The 14,866-nt window shown below is 63.6% G+C and carries 14 protein-coding genes; 11 read left to right on the top strand and 3 right to left on the bottom strand.

All coding sequences use genetic code 11. The annotated features are described in order from the left end of the window. Positions 1-125: 125 nt before the first annotated feature. The 8 genes from VIL88_RS16025 (at position 126) to VIL88_RS15990 (ending at position 8,667) form a co-directional block, all read left to right on the top strand. Positions 126-770 (top strand): tRNA1(Val) (adenine(37)-N6)-methyltransferase, encoded by a 645-nt coding sequence (locus VIL88_RS16025; RefSeq protein ID WP_331990591.1) that lies wholly within the window; start codon positions 126-128, stop codon positions 768-770. A gap of 47 nt (positions 771-817) precedes the next feature. Continuing rightward, positions 818-1,660 carry a S49 family peptidase gene (locus VIL88_RS16020; protein ID WP_331990590.1) on the top strand — a complete coding sequence of 281 codons (843 nt, stop codon included), beginning with the start codon at positions 818-820 and terminating at the stop codon, positions 1,658-1,660. Then, the gene (locus VIL88_RS16015) at positions 1,657-1,878 is read left to right on the top strand and encodes a hypothetical protein (protein ID WP_331990589.1); all 222 of its coding nucleotides are present in this window, start codon (positions 1,657-1,659) and stop codon (positions 1,876-1,878) included. Before VIL88_RS16020 ends, VIL88_RS16015 begins: the two co-directional genes overlap by 4 nt. 52 nt (positions 1,879-1,930) lie before the next feature. Further along, the gene (locus tag VIL88_RS16010; RefSeq protein ID WP_331990588.1) at positions 1,931-2,854 is read left to right on the top strand and encodes a glycine--tRNA ligase subunit alpha; all 924 of its coding nucleotides are present in this window, start codon (positions 1,931-1,933) and stop codon (positions 2,852-2,854) included. A 131-nt stretch (positions 2,855-2,985) separates the two neighbouring features. Next, positions 2,986-3,546, top strand: coding sequence for a LemA family protein (locus tag VIL88_RS16005; protein WP_331990587.1), 561 nt, complete (start codon positions 2,986-2,988; stop codon positions 3,544-3,546). Between the two features lie 10 nt (positions 3,547-3,556). Next, on the top strand, positions 3,557-5,527 hold the full coding sequence (locus tag VIL88_RS16000) for a DUF2207 domain-containing protein (RefSeq protein WP_331990586.1): 1,971 nt from the start codon (positions 3,557-3,559) through the stop codon (positions 5,525-5,527). Between the two features lie 64 nt (positions 5,528-5,591). Then, positions 5,592-7,616 carry a glycine--tRNA ligase subunit beta gene (gene glyS, locus VIL88_RS15995; protein WP_331990585.1) on the top strand — a complete coding sequence of 675 codons (2,025 nt, stop codon included), beginning with the start codon at positions 5,592-5,594 and terminating at the stop codon, positions 7,614-7,616. 58 nt (positions 7,617-7,674) lie between these two features. Next, the gene (locus VIL88_RS15990; RefSeq protein ID WP_331990584.1) at positions 7,675-8,667 is read left to right on the top strand and encodes a DUF808 domain-containing protein; all 993 of its coding nucleotides are present in this window, start codon (positions 7,675-7,677) and stop codon (positions 8,665-8,667) included. Positions 8,668-8,670: 3 nt separating this feature from the next. On the opposite strand, the gene rnhA is transcribed toward VIL88_RS15990, so the two are convergent. Beyond that, positions 8,671-9,117 carry a ribonuclease HI gene (rnhA, locus tag VIL88_RS15985; RefSeq protein WP_331990583.1) on the bottom strand — a complete coding sequence of 149 codons (447 nt, stop codon included), beginning with the start codon at positions 9,115-9,117 and terminating at the stop codon, positions 8,671-8,673. Then, positions 9,114-10,085, bottom strand: coding sequence for a 4-hydroxy-3-methylbut-2-enyl diphosphate reductase (gene ispH, locus VIL88_RS15980; protein WP_331990582.1), 972 nt, complete (start codon positions 10,083-10,085; stop codon positions 9,114-9,116). Before ispH ends, rnhA begins: the two co-directional genes overlap by 4 nt. Before the next feature lie 117 nt (positions 10,086-10,202). On the opposite strand from ispH, the gene VIL88_RS15975 reads away from it, so the two are divergent. The 3 genes from VIL88_RS15975 (at position 10,203) to VIL88_RS15965 (ending at position 14,314) form a co-directional block, all read left to right on the top strand. After that, the gene (locus VIL88_RS15975; protein ID WP_331990581.1) at positions 10,203-12,467 is read left to right on the top strand and encodes a putative PEP-binding protein; all 2,265 of its coding nucleotides are present in this window, start codon (positions 10,203-10,205) and stop codon (positions 12,465-12,467) included. 64 nt (positions 12,468-12,531) lie between these two features. Then, positions 12,532-13,089, top strand: a complete 558-nt coding sequence (locus VIL88_RS15970; RefSeq protein ID WP_331990580.1) for a hypothetical protein — start codon at positions 12,532-12,534, stop codon at positions 13,087-13,089. Between the two features lie 187 nt (positions 13,090-13,276). Further along, positions 13,277-14,314, top strand: coding sequence for a cell wall hydrolase (locus tag VIL88_RS15965; protein WP_331990579.1), 1,038 nt, complete (start codon positions 13,277-13,279; stop codon positions 14,312-14,314). Here VIL88_RS15965 and VIL88_RS15960 read toward each other — a convergent pair. Further along, positions 14,311-14,757, bottom strand: coding sequence for a hypothetical protein (locus tag VIL88_RS15960; protein WP_331990578.1), 447 nt, complete (start codon positions 14,755-14,757; stop codon positions 14,311-14,313). The two genes, VIL88_RS15965 and VIL88_RS15960, sit on opposite strands and share 4 nt — an antisense overlap. Positions 14,758-14,866 lie beyond the last annotated feature (109 nt).

Raw genomic sequence — 14,866 nt, 5'->3', positions numbered from 1 at the left:
AGCCTTCCGGCTTTGTAAAACACCATTCGGTAACGCGCGACGCCTTTTTGGGTGGTCGGCTCACTCTGTCGCAGCCAAGCCACGGTTTTCGCGCGGGGCTCGATAGCGTGCTGCTCGGGGCGGCAGTGCGGAAGGGTGTTAAGCGCCTACTGGACCTCGGATGTGGCGTTGGTACCGCGGGCTTCGTCGCGCTCAAGCACGAAGAGGCTGCAGACGCCACCTTGGTGGAGAAAAATGCCGACGCAGTTGAGCTGGCCCGCGAGAATGCCGCCGGGAACGGGCTTGCGGAGCGGACCACTATCCTTCAGCTCGATCTCATCACCAAAGGCGCGGAGCGCCGGGCGGCCGGACTCGCCGACAATGCCTTTGACAGCGTGATCGCCAATCCACCCTTCTTCACCGCAAATGCCGGGACTTTGGCCGCAGACAGTGGGCGAGCGGGCGCCCGTCACATGGACAAAACCAGCCTTGATCTGTGGATCAAGACTGCCGCGAGTTCGGCTGCTGCGGGTGGCGAGGTGATTTTCATCTATCCGGCCGAAAGCCTCGGTGCACTGCTGAGCAGTTTCGAGCAGCGCTTTGGCGCCATCACCCTGCTGCCGCTGACGCCGAGAGAGGGGGCGAGCGCCTCCCGCATCCTGATCCGTGGCATCAAGGGTTCCCGGGCGCCGCTGACGCTCTTGGCCAGCCGAACGCTTCATGGTGAAGGACGGGCCTTTGCTGCGGAGTTCGATGCGATATTTCGCGGCGAAGCGCGGCTCGTCTGGTAATCGCGCCCGAGCCGCCCTAAATCTGCGCAAAGCAAGAAGGATCGAGCATGGCCGCACCGACCACGCCGAAGCGCCACTGGCTGCAGCGTCTGCTGGGCCGCGGCAAGACCGTCATACCGGTTATTCGCCTGCATGGCGTCATCGCTGCCGAGCAGCGGCAGGGCCGCCTCAATATCGCGACGGTGGAGCCGCTGCTCAAGCGCGGCTTTTCGATCAAGTCGGCACCGGCCGTTGCCATCGTCATAAACTCTCCCGGCGGCTCGCCGGTGCAGAGCCGCCTCATTGCCAAGCGCATTCGAGACCTGGCCGAAGAACACGGCAAGCCGGTGCTGGTCTTCGTCGAGGATGCAGCCGCTTCAGGCGGTTACTTCATTGCCGTGGCTGGCAATGAGATCTTCGTCGATCCGAGCTCAATCGTCGGCTCCATCGGTGTCATCATGGCGGGCTTCGGCTTTGTGGGTGCGCTCGAAAAGCTGGGGATCGAGCGCCGCGTGCATACCGCCGGCAACAACAAGTCCACGCTTGATCCGTTTTTGCCGGAGAAGGCCAGTGATGTCGAACGCATCAAGCAGTTCGAACTCGATATCCATCAGGTGTTCATCGACTTCGTAAAACAGCGCCGGGCTGGCCGGCTCAGGGCCGATGACGAGGTTCTCTTCACCGGCGAATGGTGGACCGGCCTGCGCGGGGTCGAACTGGGGCTGGTGGACGGCATCGGCGACCTACATGGCACCCTGCGCGAGCGCTATGGCAAGGACATCGCCCTCAAGGTCATTGCACCCAAGCGACCCTGGTTCGGACTTCCCCGTTTAAGCTTTGGCGCAAACCTGAGCAGCGACCTGGCTGCCACGGTCGAGGACCGTATCACCTGGGGGAGGTTTGGCCTGTGATCTGGCGCGTACTCATCCTGGCCGTCGTCGGCTTTGCCATCTTCTGGGGCCTGCGCCGCATCTGGCGCGACTGGACCGGGCACTTCAACATGCAGGAACAGGAGCAGCGCCGGTTGCGCCGTGAACGCGACCTGCGGGAACGGGCGCAGCCCGGTGTCATCGACCTCAAGCGTGACGAGGACGGCACTTACCGCCCCGGCGACGACAATCATCGTTGACCGGTTCGGGCTGCCAAACTAGAGGTTTGTCCCGCATAGCAGGGACTGCCACATGACTGAACGCCCGCCACATATGGACCCCAAGAACTCGTTTCAGGGGCTTATCCTCACGCTGCAGCAGTTCTGGGCCGAGCAGGGTTGTGTCGTTCTGCAGCCCTATGACATGCAGATGGGGGCGGGTACCTTCCACACGGCGACGACTTTGCGCGCGCTTGGCCCTAAGCCGTGGAAGGCCGCCTATGTGCAGCCTTCGCGCCGGCCCAAGGATGGCCGCTATGGCGAGAACCCCAACCGGCTCCAGCACTATTACCAATTCCAGGTGATCCTGAAGCCGTCGCCGCCCGATATCCAGGAGCTCTACCTCCGCTCGCTTGCGGCGATTGGACTCGACGCCTCGCTGCACGACATCCGCTTTGTCGAAGACGATTGGGAGAGCCCCACGCTCGGTGCCTGGGGCCTGGGGTGGGAATGCTGGTGCGACGGCATGGAAGTATCGCAGTTCACCTATTTCCAGCAGGTGGCCGGCTTCGAGTGTTCGCCCGTTCCGGGTGAAATCACCTATGGCCTCGAGCGCCTCGCCATGTATGTGCAGGGTGTCGAGAACGTCTACGACCTCAACTTCAATGGCCGCACCGGCGACGACAAGGTCACCTATGGCGACGTGTTCCTGCAGAACGAGCAGGAATCGAGCAAGTACAACTTCGAAGTGGCCGACACCGAGATCCTGTTCCGCCACTTCGCCGATGCCGAAAACGAGTGCCGTGCCATCCTGGCCAAGAGCGCCGAGGGGAACCGGCACACCATGGCCATTCCCGCCTATGAGCAGGTCGTCAAGGCATCGCATAACTTCAACCTTCTCGATGCCCGTGGCGTCATCTCGGTGACCGAGCGGCAGAGCTATATCCTGCGCATTCGCGAACTCGCCAAGAGCTGCGGCGAGGCCTGGCTGCAGACGTCGGGTGGCGGCGTAGACTGACCTGTAGGTTTCGAAAGTAGCGCGACCGGCTGGACCTCCCGCTGCGCCGGCCGGCGCTGCCCATTGCGATTCTCCAACCTCGGTGTAAAGGTCCGCTCGCAAAGCCGTGAGCGCTTCAGGGAGCCCGCACCATGTTCGGTTGGATCATTCTTGCCGTTGTCGTTATCGCCGCACTTTATGCCGTCGCCTTGTACAACGGCCTCGTCAAGAACCGCCAGCTGGTGGAGGAGGGCTGGTCCGGCATCGACGTGCAGCTCAAGCGGCGCACCGACCTCATCCCCAATCTCTTGGAAACGGTGAAGGGCTATATGGCCCACGAGCGTGAGACGCTTGAAGCCGTCACCAATGCCCGCGCCGCTGCAACCAGCGCGGCGAATGGCACCCCCGAACAGCGTGCCGCTGCCGAAGGGCAGCTTTCGGCGGCCCTGGGCCGGCTGATCGCCACAGCGGAGGCCTATCCGGACCTCAAGGCCAACACCAATTTCCTGGAATTCCAGACCGCCCTGCAGACGGTGGAAGACGAGATCCAGATGTCGCGCCGCTACTACAACGGTGCGGTGCGCAACCTCAACGTCATGGTCGAGTCGGTGCCCTCCAACTTCATCGCTGGCCCGTTCGGCTTCCAGAAGGCGCAGTATTTCGAGCTGGAGAACGAAGCCGACCGGGCCGTTCCCAGCGTGAAGTTCAACTGAGGGCGGCACTTTGGACACTGCGCGTTTGGCAGCCCGTGGGCGCTCTCACGGAACTCTGCGCGCCCTGAGGCGCGTCCTTGCCGCCCTTGTTGCCTTCCTTGTCCTCGCCCTGCCAGTCCTGGCTCGGGAGGAGATCCGGCTCTTCACCTCCGACGTTGTCCTTCAGGTGGACGGCACGGCCGAGGTGACCGAGACCATCGAGATACGCGCCGAAGGGATCGAGATCAGCCGCGGCATCTACCGTGACATCCCGGTGATGATGCTGGGACGCGATGGCGGCAAGGTGCGGCCCGAGCTCGAGGTCAGCTCGGTGATGCGCGACGGCCAAGCCGAGATGTTCCGCGTCGAGCGCATGGGTGACTTCCAGCGCATCTGGATCGGCAATCCGAATGAGTTCATCAGCCGCGACGTCCACCGCTATGTCATTCGCTATTCGCTGACCCGGATGGCACGAGCGTTCGAGGACCACGATGAGTTCTACTGGAACGCCACGGGCAACTACTGGATATTCCCGATCCTTCACGCGCGGGCCAATGTGACACTGCCTGACGGAGCGGTGATTTCAAACCTTGCCGGCTATACCGGCGAAGTCGGCTCCAGCGAGCAGGCCGTCTCGATCCAGCGAACGTCAGATGCAACGGCCAGTTTTCGGGCCACGAGGGCGCTCGGGCCGGGGGAGGGGATGACCATCGCCGTCGCCTTCAACAAGGGCGTCGTTGCCTTTCCGACCGGGTTTGCCGCAGCGGGACAGCGACTGGGTGACCTGCGCGAGGTTATCCTGCCGGTGCTCGCGGCGCTGATCGCCATCGCCTACAATGCATTGGCCTGGTACCGCGTCGGGCGCGACCCGGAAAAGGGCGTGATCATCCCCCTGTTTCACCCGCCAAAGGGCTTCTCGCCGGCCTTGGTCAACTACGTGCATAACTGGGGTTTCGACAATTCCGGCTGGACGGCATTCACGTCGGCCATTTTCGACCTCGGCGTGCGAGGCCTCGTGGTGATCGACAACGCGGCGGGCAAGCTCAAGATCGCCGTGACCGGCAAGGAGCCTGAGGAGAAGCTCTCCTCGGGCGAGAAACTGCTGTTCGGCTACCTTACGGAGCGACAGACCGTCACCATCGACAAGGCTACCGGAACGGAGATCGCCAAGAAGCGCGGTGAATTCACCAGCGCCATCTCGAGCGAGAACCGTTCGGTCTGGTTCAAGAACAATACCGGCTATTCCGTCCTGGGCGTGGTGTTGGCGATCCTCCTGCTCGTGGGCATGGTGGGCATGGACGTGCTGACGCCCGACTGGCTGCTCGGATCGATCGTCCTGGGCGTTCTCGCCGGCATCGTCATCGGCACCATCAGCCGCTTCCGCCATGGCTTCAAGGTCCTCAGCTTCTTCGGCTTCTTCTGGGGTGCGATCGTGGTTTTCAACCTGGGCGGCATGCTGGTCGATACCTTCAGCAGCACCCAGGTCAATGTCGGCGCCATAGCGGCCATATCGATCGTGGTCATCACCATAAGCTTTGCGGTGCTGATGCGGGCGCCCACCCTCCAGGGCCGCAAGATCATGGACCAGATCGAGGGGCTCAAGCTCTATATCGAGACGGCGGAAAAGGAGCGGATGAACATGGCTGGTGCGCCACCCATGACCGTTGCCCGCTTCGAGCGTATGCTCCCCTTTGCCATCGCCCTGGGCGTCGAAAAGCCGTGGAGCAACCACTTCGAAGCGGAGCTGGAACGTCACGCTGTCGCTGACGCAAGGGCGGACTACCAGCCGCACTGGTATCGCGGCAGCGGCTGGTCGGGTTCCGCCTCCCAGACAGCGTCGAACATGACCAATGCCATCAGCGCTGCGGCAGCCAGCATGACGGCGGCCATGGTCGCGGCGCAGCCGGTGCAGGCAAGCTCGTCGGGCTTTGGTTCATCGGGCGGTGGTGGCGGTGGTTTTTCCGGCGGCGGGGGCGGTGGCGGCGGCGGTGGCGGCTGGTAATCCGCAATAGACATCCCGCCCCACCCAAGCTAAGCAATCCGCGCCTCCAAACCCTGGTAAGTCCATGCCCGAACTGCTGCTCGAACTGTTTTCCGAGGAAATCCCGGCCCGCTTCCAGCGCCGCGCCGCCGACGATCTCAAGAAGGCCGTGACCAATGCGCTGGTGGATGCAGGCCTGGTCTACGAGGGGGCCAAGGCATTCGTGACACCGCGCCGCCTGGCGCTCACGGTGACGGGCCTGCCCACCCGCTCGCCCGACACGAGCGAAGAAAAGAAGGGGCCGAAGGTTGGTGCGCCGCAGCCGGCGATCGACGGCTTCTTGCGCTCGGCCGGCCTTGCGTCGCTGGATCAGGCCAAGATCGAAAGCGATCCGAAGAAGGGCGACTTCTATGTGGCTCAGATCAAGAAACCGGGTGCCGAAGCGGTCACGCTCCTGTCGACCATCCTTCCCAAGATCCTGACGGATTTCCCCTGGGCCAAGTCCATGCGCTGGGGCCGGGGCAGCTTCAACTGGGTGCGCCCGCTGCGGGCCATCACCGCCACCTTTGGCAGCGAAAACGAAGAGCCGGTGGTCATTCCCTTCAGCTCCAACGAGCTTTCTTCCGGCCAAACCACCTTTGGCCACCGTTTCCTGGCGCCCGAAGCCATTCGCGTGCGCCGCTTCGACGACTATGTCGAGGCGCTGGAGCGCGCCAAGGTGGTGCTGGACATCGACCGGCGCAAGGACATCATCCGCACCGACGCCGAGCACCTGGCCTTCGCCCAGGGGCTGACGGTGATCGGCGACGAAGGCCTGCTGGAAGAGGTGGCGGGCCTGGTCGAGTGGCCGGTCGTGATGATGGGCTCCTTCGATCCCGCCTTCCTCGAACTGCCCGAGGAAGTGATCATCGCCACCATCCGCGCCAACCAGAAATGCTTCTGCCTGCGCGATGCGAGTGGCAAGCTGGCGCCCAACTTCATCATCACCGCCAACACGGTGGCAACGGACGGTGGCGCCGTGATCGTTGCGGGCAACGAGCGCGTCATCCGCGCGCGGTTGAGCGATGCCATGTTCTTCTACAATGGCGACCTGGCGCTGCCGCTCGAGCACGGGCTGCCCAAGCTCGAAGAGACGGTGTTCCATGCCAAGCTTGGATCGCAGTTCGCGCGCGTCGAGCGGCTGGTGAAGCTTGCCGGCGAGATCGCGCCGCAGGTCGGCGCCGACCCGGAACGTGCCAAGCGGGCTGCCATGCTGGCCAAGGCCGATCTCACCACCGGCATGGTCGGTGAGTTTCCCGAGCTGCAGGGCCTGATGGGCCGCTACTACGCCGCGGCGCAGGGTGAGCCGGCCGATATCGCCACGGCCGTCGAGATGCACTACAAGCCGCTCGGCCCGACCGACAAGGTGCCCACCGAGCCCGTGTCCATCGCCGTGGCGCTGGCCGACAAGCTCGACCTCCTGACCGGCTTCTGGGCCATCGACGAGAAGCCCACCGGCTCCCGCGATCCCTTTGCGCTCCGCCGCGCGGCTCTGGGCGTGATCCGCATCATCACGGAGAACGGGCTGCGCTTCCCGCTTAATGTGGAGGTCGATCTCCTTGCCTTCTTTCATGACCGCCTCAAGGTGTCACTGCGCGATGCCGGGGCGCGGCATGACCTGGTGGATGCGGTCATCTCGGCCGAAAGCAATGACATTCTCCAGATCACGCAGCGCGCCGAAGCCCTATCGGCCTTGCTGTCATCGGCGGATGGTCAAAACCTTCTGGCCGGGTACAAGCGCGCCGCCAACATCCTGGCCGCTGAAGAAAAGAAGGACGGACGCAGCTTTGCCGGTGCCATCGAGCAGGATGCGTTGAAGCTGCCGGAAGAAACGGCGCTGGCCTTCTCCGTGGACGCTGTGCATGCGGCTGTCGCCAATCACGTGGCCAAGGACGACTACAAGGGCGCCATGGCGGAACTGGCAACGCTGCGGGCCCCAGTGGACAGCTTCTTCACCGCCGTGCTCGTCAACGACGCCGACCCCGCGGTACGCATCAACAGGCTGAACCTCCTGGCGCGCCTGCGCGATACCATGCACCTGGTTGCCGACTTCAGCAAAGTTGCTGGCTAGGGAACTCCCACCCATCGAGGCAGTTAGCTAACCAGTGTCCATGGCAGGGGAATAGCTCATGAGTGTCGGCTTGCTGGCCCTGCTCGATGATGTCGCCGGTATCGTGAAAGTGGCGGCAGCATCGCTCGACGACATTGCGGGCCAGGCAGCGAAGGCCGGCGTCAAGGCCGCAGGGGCGGTCATCGACGACGCCGCGGTGACGCCGAACTATGTTCACGGCTTCAAGGCCGACCGCGAACTGCCCATCGTCGGCAAGATCGCCTGGGGCTCGATCAAGAACAAACTGCTGTTCCTGTTGCCAGCGGCCTTGCTGCTGAGCCTCTTTGCGCCCTGGCTGATCACGCCACTGCTGATGATCGGCGGCGCCTACCTTTGCTATGAGGGCGCCGAGAAGGTCTTCCACGCACTGGCGCCCCACAGCGCCGAAGCGCATGAAGCAGGACTCGAGCCCGCAGCCGTCGATCCGCAGAGCCTCGAAGACCAGAAGGTCGCGGGCGCGGTGAAGACGGACTTCATCCTTTCTGCCGAGATCATGACCATTGTCCTGGCCGCCATCGAAGTGCCGGACTTCTGGACCCGTGCCGCCATCCTCGCCGTCGCGGGGGTGGGCATCACCGTCGCCGTCTATGGCGCAGTCGCCCTGATCGTGAAGGCCGATGACTTCGGGCTGTGGACGGCAACGCATGCCCGTACCGGTGCGGGGCGCGGTATTGGGCGCGGCATCGTCAAGGCAATGCCTGTCTTCATGCAGATCCTGAGCGTTATCGGCACCGCCGCAATGACCTGGGTGGGTGGCAGCATCGTTGCCCATGGGCTCTATGAATTCGGCCTGGACGCACCCGAACACATCATTGAGGCGGCTGCGCATTGGGCCGAACATACATTCCCGGCGATTGCAGGTTTTGCCGGATGGTTCGCCACGGCCTTTGTCGACTTCTTCTTCGGCTTGGCCTTGGGGGCCCTGCTGATTCCGGTGGCCGGCTATGTGATTTCGCCCGCCTGGAAGGCGATCAAGCATGTGCTGCCCAAGCGCGCAGCCAAGGCATCGTAACGGTCAGGCCTTGACCTTGAACGGCGCCATGCCATCGCGCGCCAGTTGATCCGCCCGCTCGTTGAGGTCATGCCCGGCATGGCCCTTTACCCAGCGCCAGTCTATCTGGTGGCGCTTGGTCGCCTCGTCGAGCGCCTGCCATAGCTCCATGTTCTTGACCGGCTTCTTGTCGGCGGTCTTCCAGCCATTGCGCTTCCAGCCATGGATCCAGCCCTGGACGCCGTTCTTGACATATTGGCTGTCGGTGTGGAGTTCGACTTCACAGGGGCGCTTCAGCGCGTTGAGCGCCTCGATGGCAGCCGTGAGCTCCATCTTGTTGTTGGTGGTGAGGGCCTCGCCGCCCTTGAGTTCCTTGGTATGCTCGCCGAACTGCAAAATTGCGCCCCACCCGCCCGGGCCGGGATTCCCGGAGCAGGCACCGTCGGTGTGAATGACGACCTTGTCGCTCAACGCGCGACGGCCGCTTCGATGGTGCGCAACTCGCGCGGGATGTTGAAGGCGATGTTCTCCCGCGCCGTTACCCGCGCCTCGACCTTGATGTCGTAGCGCTGGGCGAAGGCTTCGATCACCTCGTCCACGAGCTTTTCTGGCGCAGAGGCGCCAGCCGAGACGCCAAGCGAGCGGATACCGGCGAAACGGTCCCAGTCGATCTCCGAGGCACGGTCGACCAGCATGGCGATCTTGCAGCCCGAGCGCTCCGCGACCTCGACGAGCCGCAGCGAATTGGAGGAGTTCGGTGAGCCCACAACGATCATGGCGTCCACCTCCGGCGCCACGGCCTTGATGGCCTCCTGCCGGTTCGTGGTGGCGTAGCAGATATCTTCCTTGTGCGGCCCGGCGATGGAGGGGAAGCGCGCCTGCAGCGCCGCCACGATCTCTTTGGTGTCATCGACCGATAAGGTGGTCTGGGTCACGAAGGCGAGGTTTTGCGGGTCGCGGGGCTGGAAAGCCATGGCGTCGGCCACAGTCTCGATGAGGCTGATCGAACCGGGCGGGAGCTGTCCCATCGTGCCGACGACTTCGGGGTGTCCTTTGTGACCTATCAGGACGATGTCATGGCCCTCGGCATGATGCCGCTGTGCCTCCACATGCACCTTGCTGACAAGCGGGCAGGTGGCATCGAGGAAAAACATGTTGCGGCTTTTGGCGTCCGCCGGCACCGATTTGGGCACGCCATGGGCGGAAAACACCACCGGTGCGTCAGTGTCTGGAATTTCGCTCAACTCTTCGACGAAGACGGCGCCTTTGTCGCGCAAGCCGTCGACCACGTATTTGTTGTGAACGATGGCATGGCGCACATAGACCGGGGCGCCATACTTTTGCAGCGCGAGTTCCACGATCTGGATGGCACGATCGACGCCTGCGCAAAATCCGCGGGGGGCGCAGAGCAGAATGTCTAGTTGTGGCCGCTTTTCCATATCAGTCAGATGCTTTCGCCGCTCCGGCAAGTCAAGTCTTGTTGCAGCAATCGGGCCGCACAGGCATTATGCAGTTACAATCATGGCAAGGACTTAACGGTGAGTTTGGCGCAGGAAATGTTCGCGATCGCCCCCGCTTCGGGCAAGGCGAACCTGTCGGCCAGCCAGTTGAAGCTCCTGAGCGGCAAGGCGCGCTGGATCTTCCGCGTCGGTGAAGCGGGTTTTCCCACCGTACCGACAATTGCCCTTACCCGTGCCGCCTGGGACGCGCTGCAGACGGAGCGCAGCAAGAAGGATATTCGCCTCCGCACGCATTGGATCGCCTGCCTGTTCAAGCTGGTGGATCGCGATGGCACGCCGCCTTCGCTTGTGGTGCGAACGTCGGCGGCGCTGCACAATGGCGGCCTGGCACCTGCCAAGCTTGGCATTCCGGCACCCGCCAGCCCCGAAGACTCGGTGGATCCGACGCGGCCTTTGGCCAAGGCGATCAAGAACGCTTTCGAGAGCTATGGCTTCAGCCCCGGCTGGAGCGGCCGCGCCGATGAAGACCGTGCCAAGCAGATCGTGCTCGTGCAGGCTGCGGCTCCCGGCGAGATCGAGCAGTTTCTGACGCGCAACGCCCTGACGGGAGCGCTCGGACCCGCGCCGGTGAATGGAGCGCCTTTGCCGCGCCTGCCGGCATCGGTCGATGCGCTGGTGGCGCTCGTCGATGCCAAGGCCGGCCGGCACATGTGCTGCACCGTTGCCATCAATCGCGGCGAAGTGGTCTTCCTGTCGGCGCGCCCCTCCCAGGTTCCGGCGGCGGCTGAGCTCGAGGCAGCGGTCGATCGGGTGGATCGCAAGATCTGGACCGCGCAAAACGCCGTGTCCCGCGTCGATCCGCACCGGTTGGCGCAACTGCTCCACCCACGGCTCAAGTCCAGTGAGGGTGCCGCACCCGTCGCGGTGGGCCTGGGCGTATCGCCCGGCGCGGCCAGTGGCCCGATCGTGTTCAACCCCGACGATGCCGCGCGGCTGCGTGCGCGTGGCAAGCACTGTATCCTGGTGGTCAACGAGACCGGACCGGCCGATATCGAAGGCATGCGCGCGGCGACGGGCATTCTGACGGCGCGCGGTGGCATGTCGAGCCATGCCGGCGTTATTGCGCGCATTACGGGCAAACCCTGCGTCGCGGGGGTGCGGACGCTGTCGGTCGACACCAACGAAATGGTGTGCCGGATCGGGGATCGCGAGTTTCGCAGCGGCGATCGCCTCACCATCGACGGCAACGATGGCTCGGTCTATGCCGGCATGCTGCCGCTGACCCAGCCCCATATCGGCGGCGCTATCGGGCGCCTGCTGAACTGGTCCGACGCAAGCCGCACCATCGCCGTTCGCACCAATGCCGAGACGGTCGAATCGGCGCGGACGGCACTGAGCTTCGGGGCCGAGGGTATCGGCCTTGCGCGCAGCGAACACATGTTCTTCTCGCCCGAGCGCATGGTGGCGCTGCGGCGCGTTATCTTGAGCGAGGACGAGGACGATCGCAGCCGGGCGGTCAACGGCCTCGTGGACTACCAGACGGGCGACTACCAGGCACTGTTCTCGACCATGAACGGCGCGCCGGTGACAGTGCGCCTGTTCGATCCGCCGCTGCACGAGTTTCTCCCGCGCAGCGACGAAGAGATCGAAGAAACCGCCGCCTCGCTGGGCCTCGCCGTCCGCGCCCTGCGGTTGCATCTGGAACGGATCGCCGAGATCAACCCCATGTTGGGCCATCGCGGGGTGCGGTTGGCAATCACCTATCCCGAGATGCTGCAGATGCAGATGCAGGCGCTGATGGCCGGGGTGCGCGCCGCCAGTGAAACCCAGAACGAGCCTGTCTCGGTCGAAGTCATGGTGCCTTTCGTCTCCACCGCGAGCGAGGTGGCCTGGGTGCGCGATCGGGTGAACACCATCGTCGCCAATTCCGGACTGTCGCGGACAGAGCGGGTGAAATTCTCCTTCGGGACAATGATCGAACTGCCCCGCGCCTGCCTCCGCGCGGGGGACATTGCCCATATGGTGGATTTCTTCTCCTTCGGCACCAACGACCTGACGCAGACGACCTTCGGCATTTCCCGGGACGATGCCCCGACATTCCTCGCCGCCTATCAGCGCAAGGGTGTCTATGAGCGCGATCCCTTCGTGACCATCGACGAAAAGGGCGTTGGAGAGATGATCTCCATTGCCATCGAACGGGGCAGGGCAGCCAATCCCGGGCTCAAGATCGGCATCTGCGGCGAACATGCGGGCGATCCGGCTTCGCTCAAGTACTTCGCCGGTCTGGGTGTCGACTATGTCAGCTGTTCGCCCTACCGTGTTCCCGTGGCTAGGCTGACGCTGGCGCAGGCATCTGCTTAAATTACAAAGGACAATCCCCATATAGTGGGGGTGCCGGACGTTCGGCAGGGGAGGACAAGCTCACGTGAAGTATTTGCCAGTGCTGGCGCTGTTGCCGATCCTTGCCGTTCCTGTCCCCGCCGCCTTGGCGCAGCAAGATGCGAGGCAATGCACGGCTATTGCGGCGGACGCAGAGCGGCTGGCCTGTTTCGATGCCGCTTTCGCCACCGCTGATAGGGCAAATGGCGAAGCTTCGATCGTGCTGGAGTCGCAACAGCTCATCCCTGCCCGCCCGACTGGCCGGGCTCCCGCAACCATCACGATCGCTTGTACGGACGAGATTCTGAGCGTGGCCTTTGCCTTTGCCGGCAACACGATTTCAGCGCTAGGGCGGGATGCGGGCTTAACCTGGCAGCTCGACCTCGGCACACGCACCAGCCGCACGCTGCCGGTGGATGAAAGCAACACGGCCTTGCTGCTCGACAATACGCGCGACGCGCTGGCCTTCCTGCGCAGCCTCGAGGGCGCCAACAACCTGACCGTGCGGGTGACGCCTGCCAGCTCGCGAACCCTGTCCGTGCGCTACGAATTGGCACCGCTGCGTGAACTCGTTGCGCCGGTGCTGGCGGCCTGTGGCGTCTAAACGGCTGACAGCTGCGACAAATTCGCCCTTCACATTTCTGCCCGCTGCGCGCCATGGTTAACCCATTGCTGCGCCGCAAAGCTTGTTTACCCGCTGCTAACCCTAATCATACATCATCACGAACGTCGGCATTTTAGCGTCACTTTCGCCGATCAGTAGTTTTGTTGCGTATTGTTGAGTAGCGTTTATGGCTTATTCCCACCGGCCGGTGGCGCAGTCGCGCCCGGTCAGAGCGGTTCGCCGGCATACCTTCACCAGGCTTCTGGCGTTGGGTTTGTTTTGTGGGCTGAGCTATGCAGGCTTCACCAGCGGCGCCTTGGGGCCTGCTGCAGATCTGGCCGAAACGCTCCCTCCCAACGTCAACCTTGTCAGTGCCAGTCTCTCGCCGGCGCCCGCCGAGCCGGCTGCAGCTCAATCCTTCGAGCACCTGTTCGAAAGCGCCAGCTTCACCGGCCCCAACCGTGCCGAGAAGGTGGACCGCAAGCGGCCGCCGGTTGATCTTGTGGCCTTCTCCCGCAGCTTCGAAAAGGAGCGCGTGCGCATCGCCTCGCTCCGCGGCGACGATGCTTCTGCGCTCGGTCAGTCGCAAGTGGCCACGGTGGACTTCCCCGCGACCGGTGACGTGGAATACGGGCCGCGCATGTCGGTGGCCTCCATCGATCCAAGCGCGGCTGCGGCGCTGGACGCTATCGCCGGCATTGCGCCCACCACTGGTTCCCCGCTCCCGGCCATGGCGTCCGAACAACTCGCCTATGCTCGCGCCAATGCCCCCGTCACCGGCGGTTTCGCCACGGGAACACCGGTTGCCGCGTCTGACAAGGAATTGTGGTGCCTTGCCACTGCAGTCTATTTCGAGGCGCGTGGCGAGAGCTATCGTGGCCAGGTCGCGGTGGCGCAGGTCGTGATGAACCGGGTCAAGGATCGCCGCTATCCCGATACGATCTGCGGTGTCGTGTTCCAGAACCAGCATCGGCGCAATTCCTGCCAGTTCTCCTTTGCCTGCGACGGTATTCCCGAAACCATTTCCGACCGCACTGCCTGGGCTCAGGCCGAGGACATCGCCAAGCGCTACGCCGCCGGTGAGCTTTACCTGACCGAAGTGGCTGATGCGACGCACTACCACGCCACCTATGTGCGTCCCGCCTGGGCTCCGCGCATGACCAAGGTGACCCAGGTCGGCCTGCACGTCTTCTACAAGTTCAAGCGCGGCTGGCTGTTCGGCTAGTCGCGCCAGGCGCGGCTGTAGATAAAGGAATCAGCGCTGCGGGTGACAAAGCGCGACCAGTGCCCGTTGCTCCAGAAGGCAAACTGGTTGCCGGCCGCTTCGACCGGCTTCACCGCGATGCCCGGATACTGGACATGCGGCGAGAACATCGCGTCGCTGGAATAGGTACCCGTTTCTGTCGTGGTGATCGTGACATAGCTGACCGAGCCGCCTTCGATCTTCTTGATGCGCGTGGTGGAAAGCGGCGTGGTGGCGACGCTCGCGTCGTAGTCGACGGCGTATTCACGCCCCTCGAACTTCACCAGCCTGGAGGGATCGAAGCCGGCGGGTGCTTCGTCGGCGAAGGCTTCAATAACCATACCCGGCCCGATGGCGGCAAGCGCGGTGGCGCAGGCGGCGCCCAGGAACATGCCCATCAGCATATGGCGGCTTGGAAGATTCATCGCATGCGTCCCGAAATGAAGCGAATGGTTTCATCCTGTTAACGGATCAGAAACCATAATCGATCGGAAGGCGCAAAGAACAAGTCGGGTTAGGGTTAATACCCCCAGC

The organism is Devosia sp., from assembly GCF_036563435.1.
In the GTDB taxonomy this organism is placed as follows: Bacteria; Pseudomonadota; Alphaproteobacteria; order Rhizobiales; family Devosiaceae; genus Devosia.
Note: the sequence above shows the minus strand (reverse complement) of the source record. Positions and strands in the feature narration are given on the sequence as shown.

What these genes read in the sequence shown, in the direction of transcription:
- ispH (WP_331990582.1), bottom strand. Translation starts at nt 10,085, where the DNA reads ATGGAAAAGCGGCCACAACTAGACATTCTGCTCTGCGCCCCCCGCGGA.
- VIL88_RS15960 (WP_331990578.1), bottom strand. Translation starts at nt 14,757, where the DNA reads ATGAATCTTCCAAGCCGCCATATGCTGATGGGCATGTTCCTGGGCGCC.
- VIL88_RS16020 (WP_331990590.1), top strand. Translation starts at nt 818, where the DNA reads ATGGCCGCACCGACCACGCCGAAGCGCCACTGGCTGCAGCGTCTGCTG.
- VIL88_RS15965 (WP_331990579.1), top strand. Translation starts at nt 13,277, where the DNA reads ATGGCTTATTCCCACCGGCCGGTGGCGCAGTCGCGCCCGGTCAGAGCG.
- glyS (WP_331990585.1), top strand. Translation starts at nt 5,592, where the DNA reads ATGCCCGAACTGCTGCTCGAACTGTTTTCCGAGGAAATCCCGGCCCGC.
- VIL88_RS15975 (WP_331990581.1), top strand. Translation starts at nt 10,203, where the DNA reads ATGTTCGCGATCGCCCCCGCTTCGGGCAAGGCGAACCTGTCGGCCAGC.
- VIL88_RS15990 (WP_331990584.1), top strand. Translation starts at nt 7,675, where the DNA reads ATGAGTGTCGGCTTGCTGGCCCTGCTCGATGATGTCGCCGGTATCGTG.
- VIL88_RS16005 (WP_331990587.1), top strand. Translation starts at nt 2,986, where the DNA reads ATGTTCGGTTGGATCATTCTTGCCGTTGTCGTTATCGCCGCACTTTAT.
- VIL88_RS16010 (WP_331990588.1), top strand. Translation starts at nt 1,931, where the DNA reads ATGACTGAACGCCCGCCACATATGGACCCCAAGAACTCGTTTCAGGGG.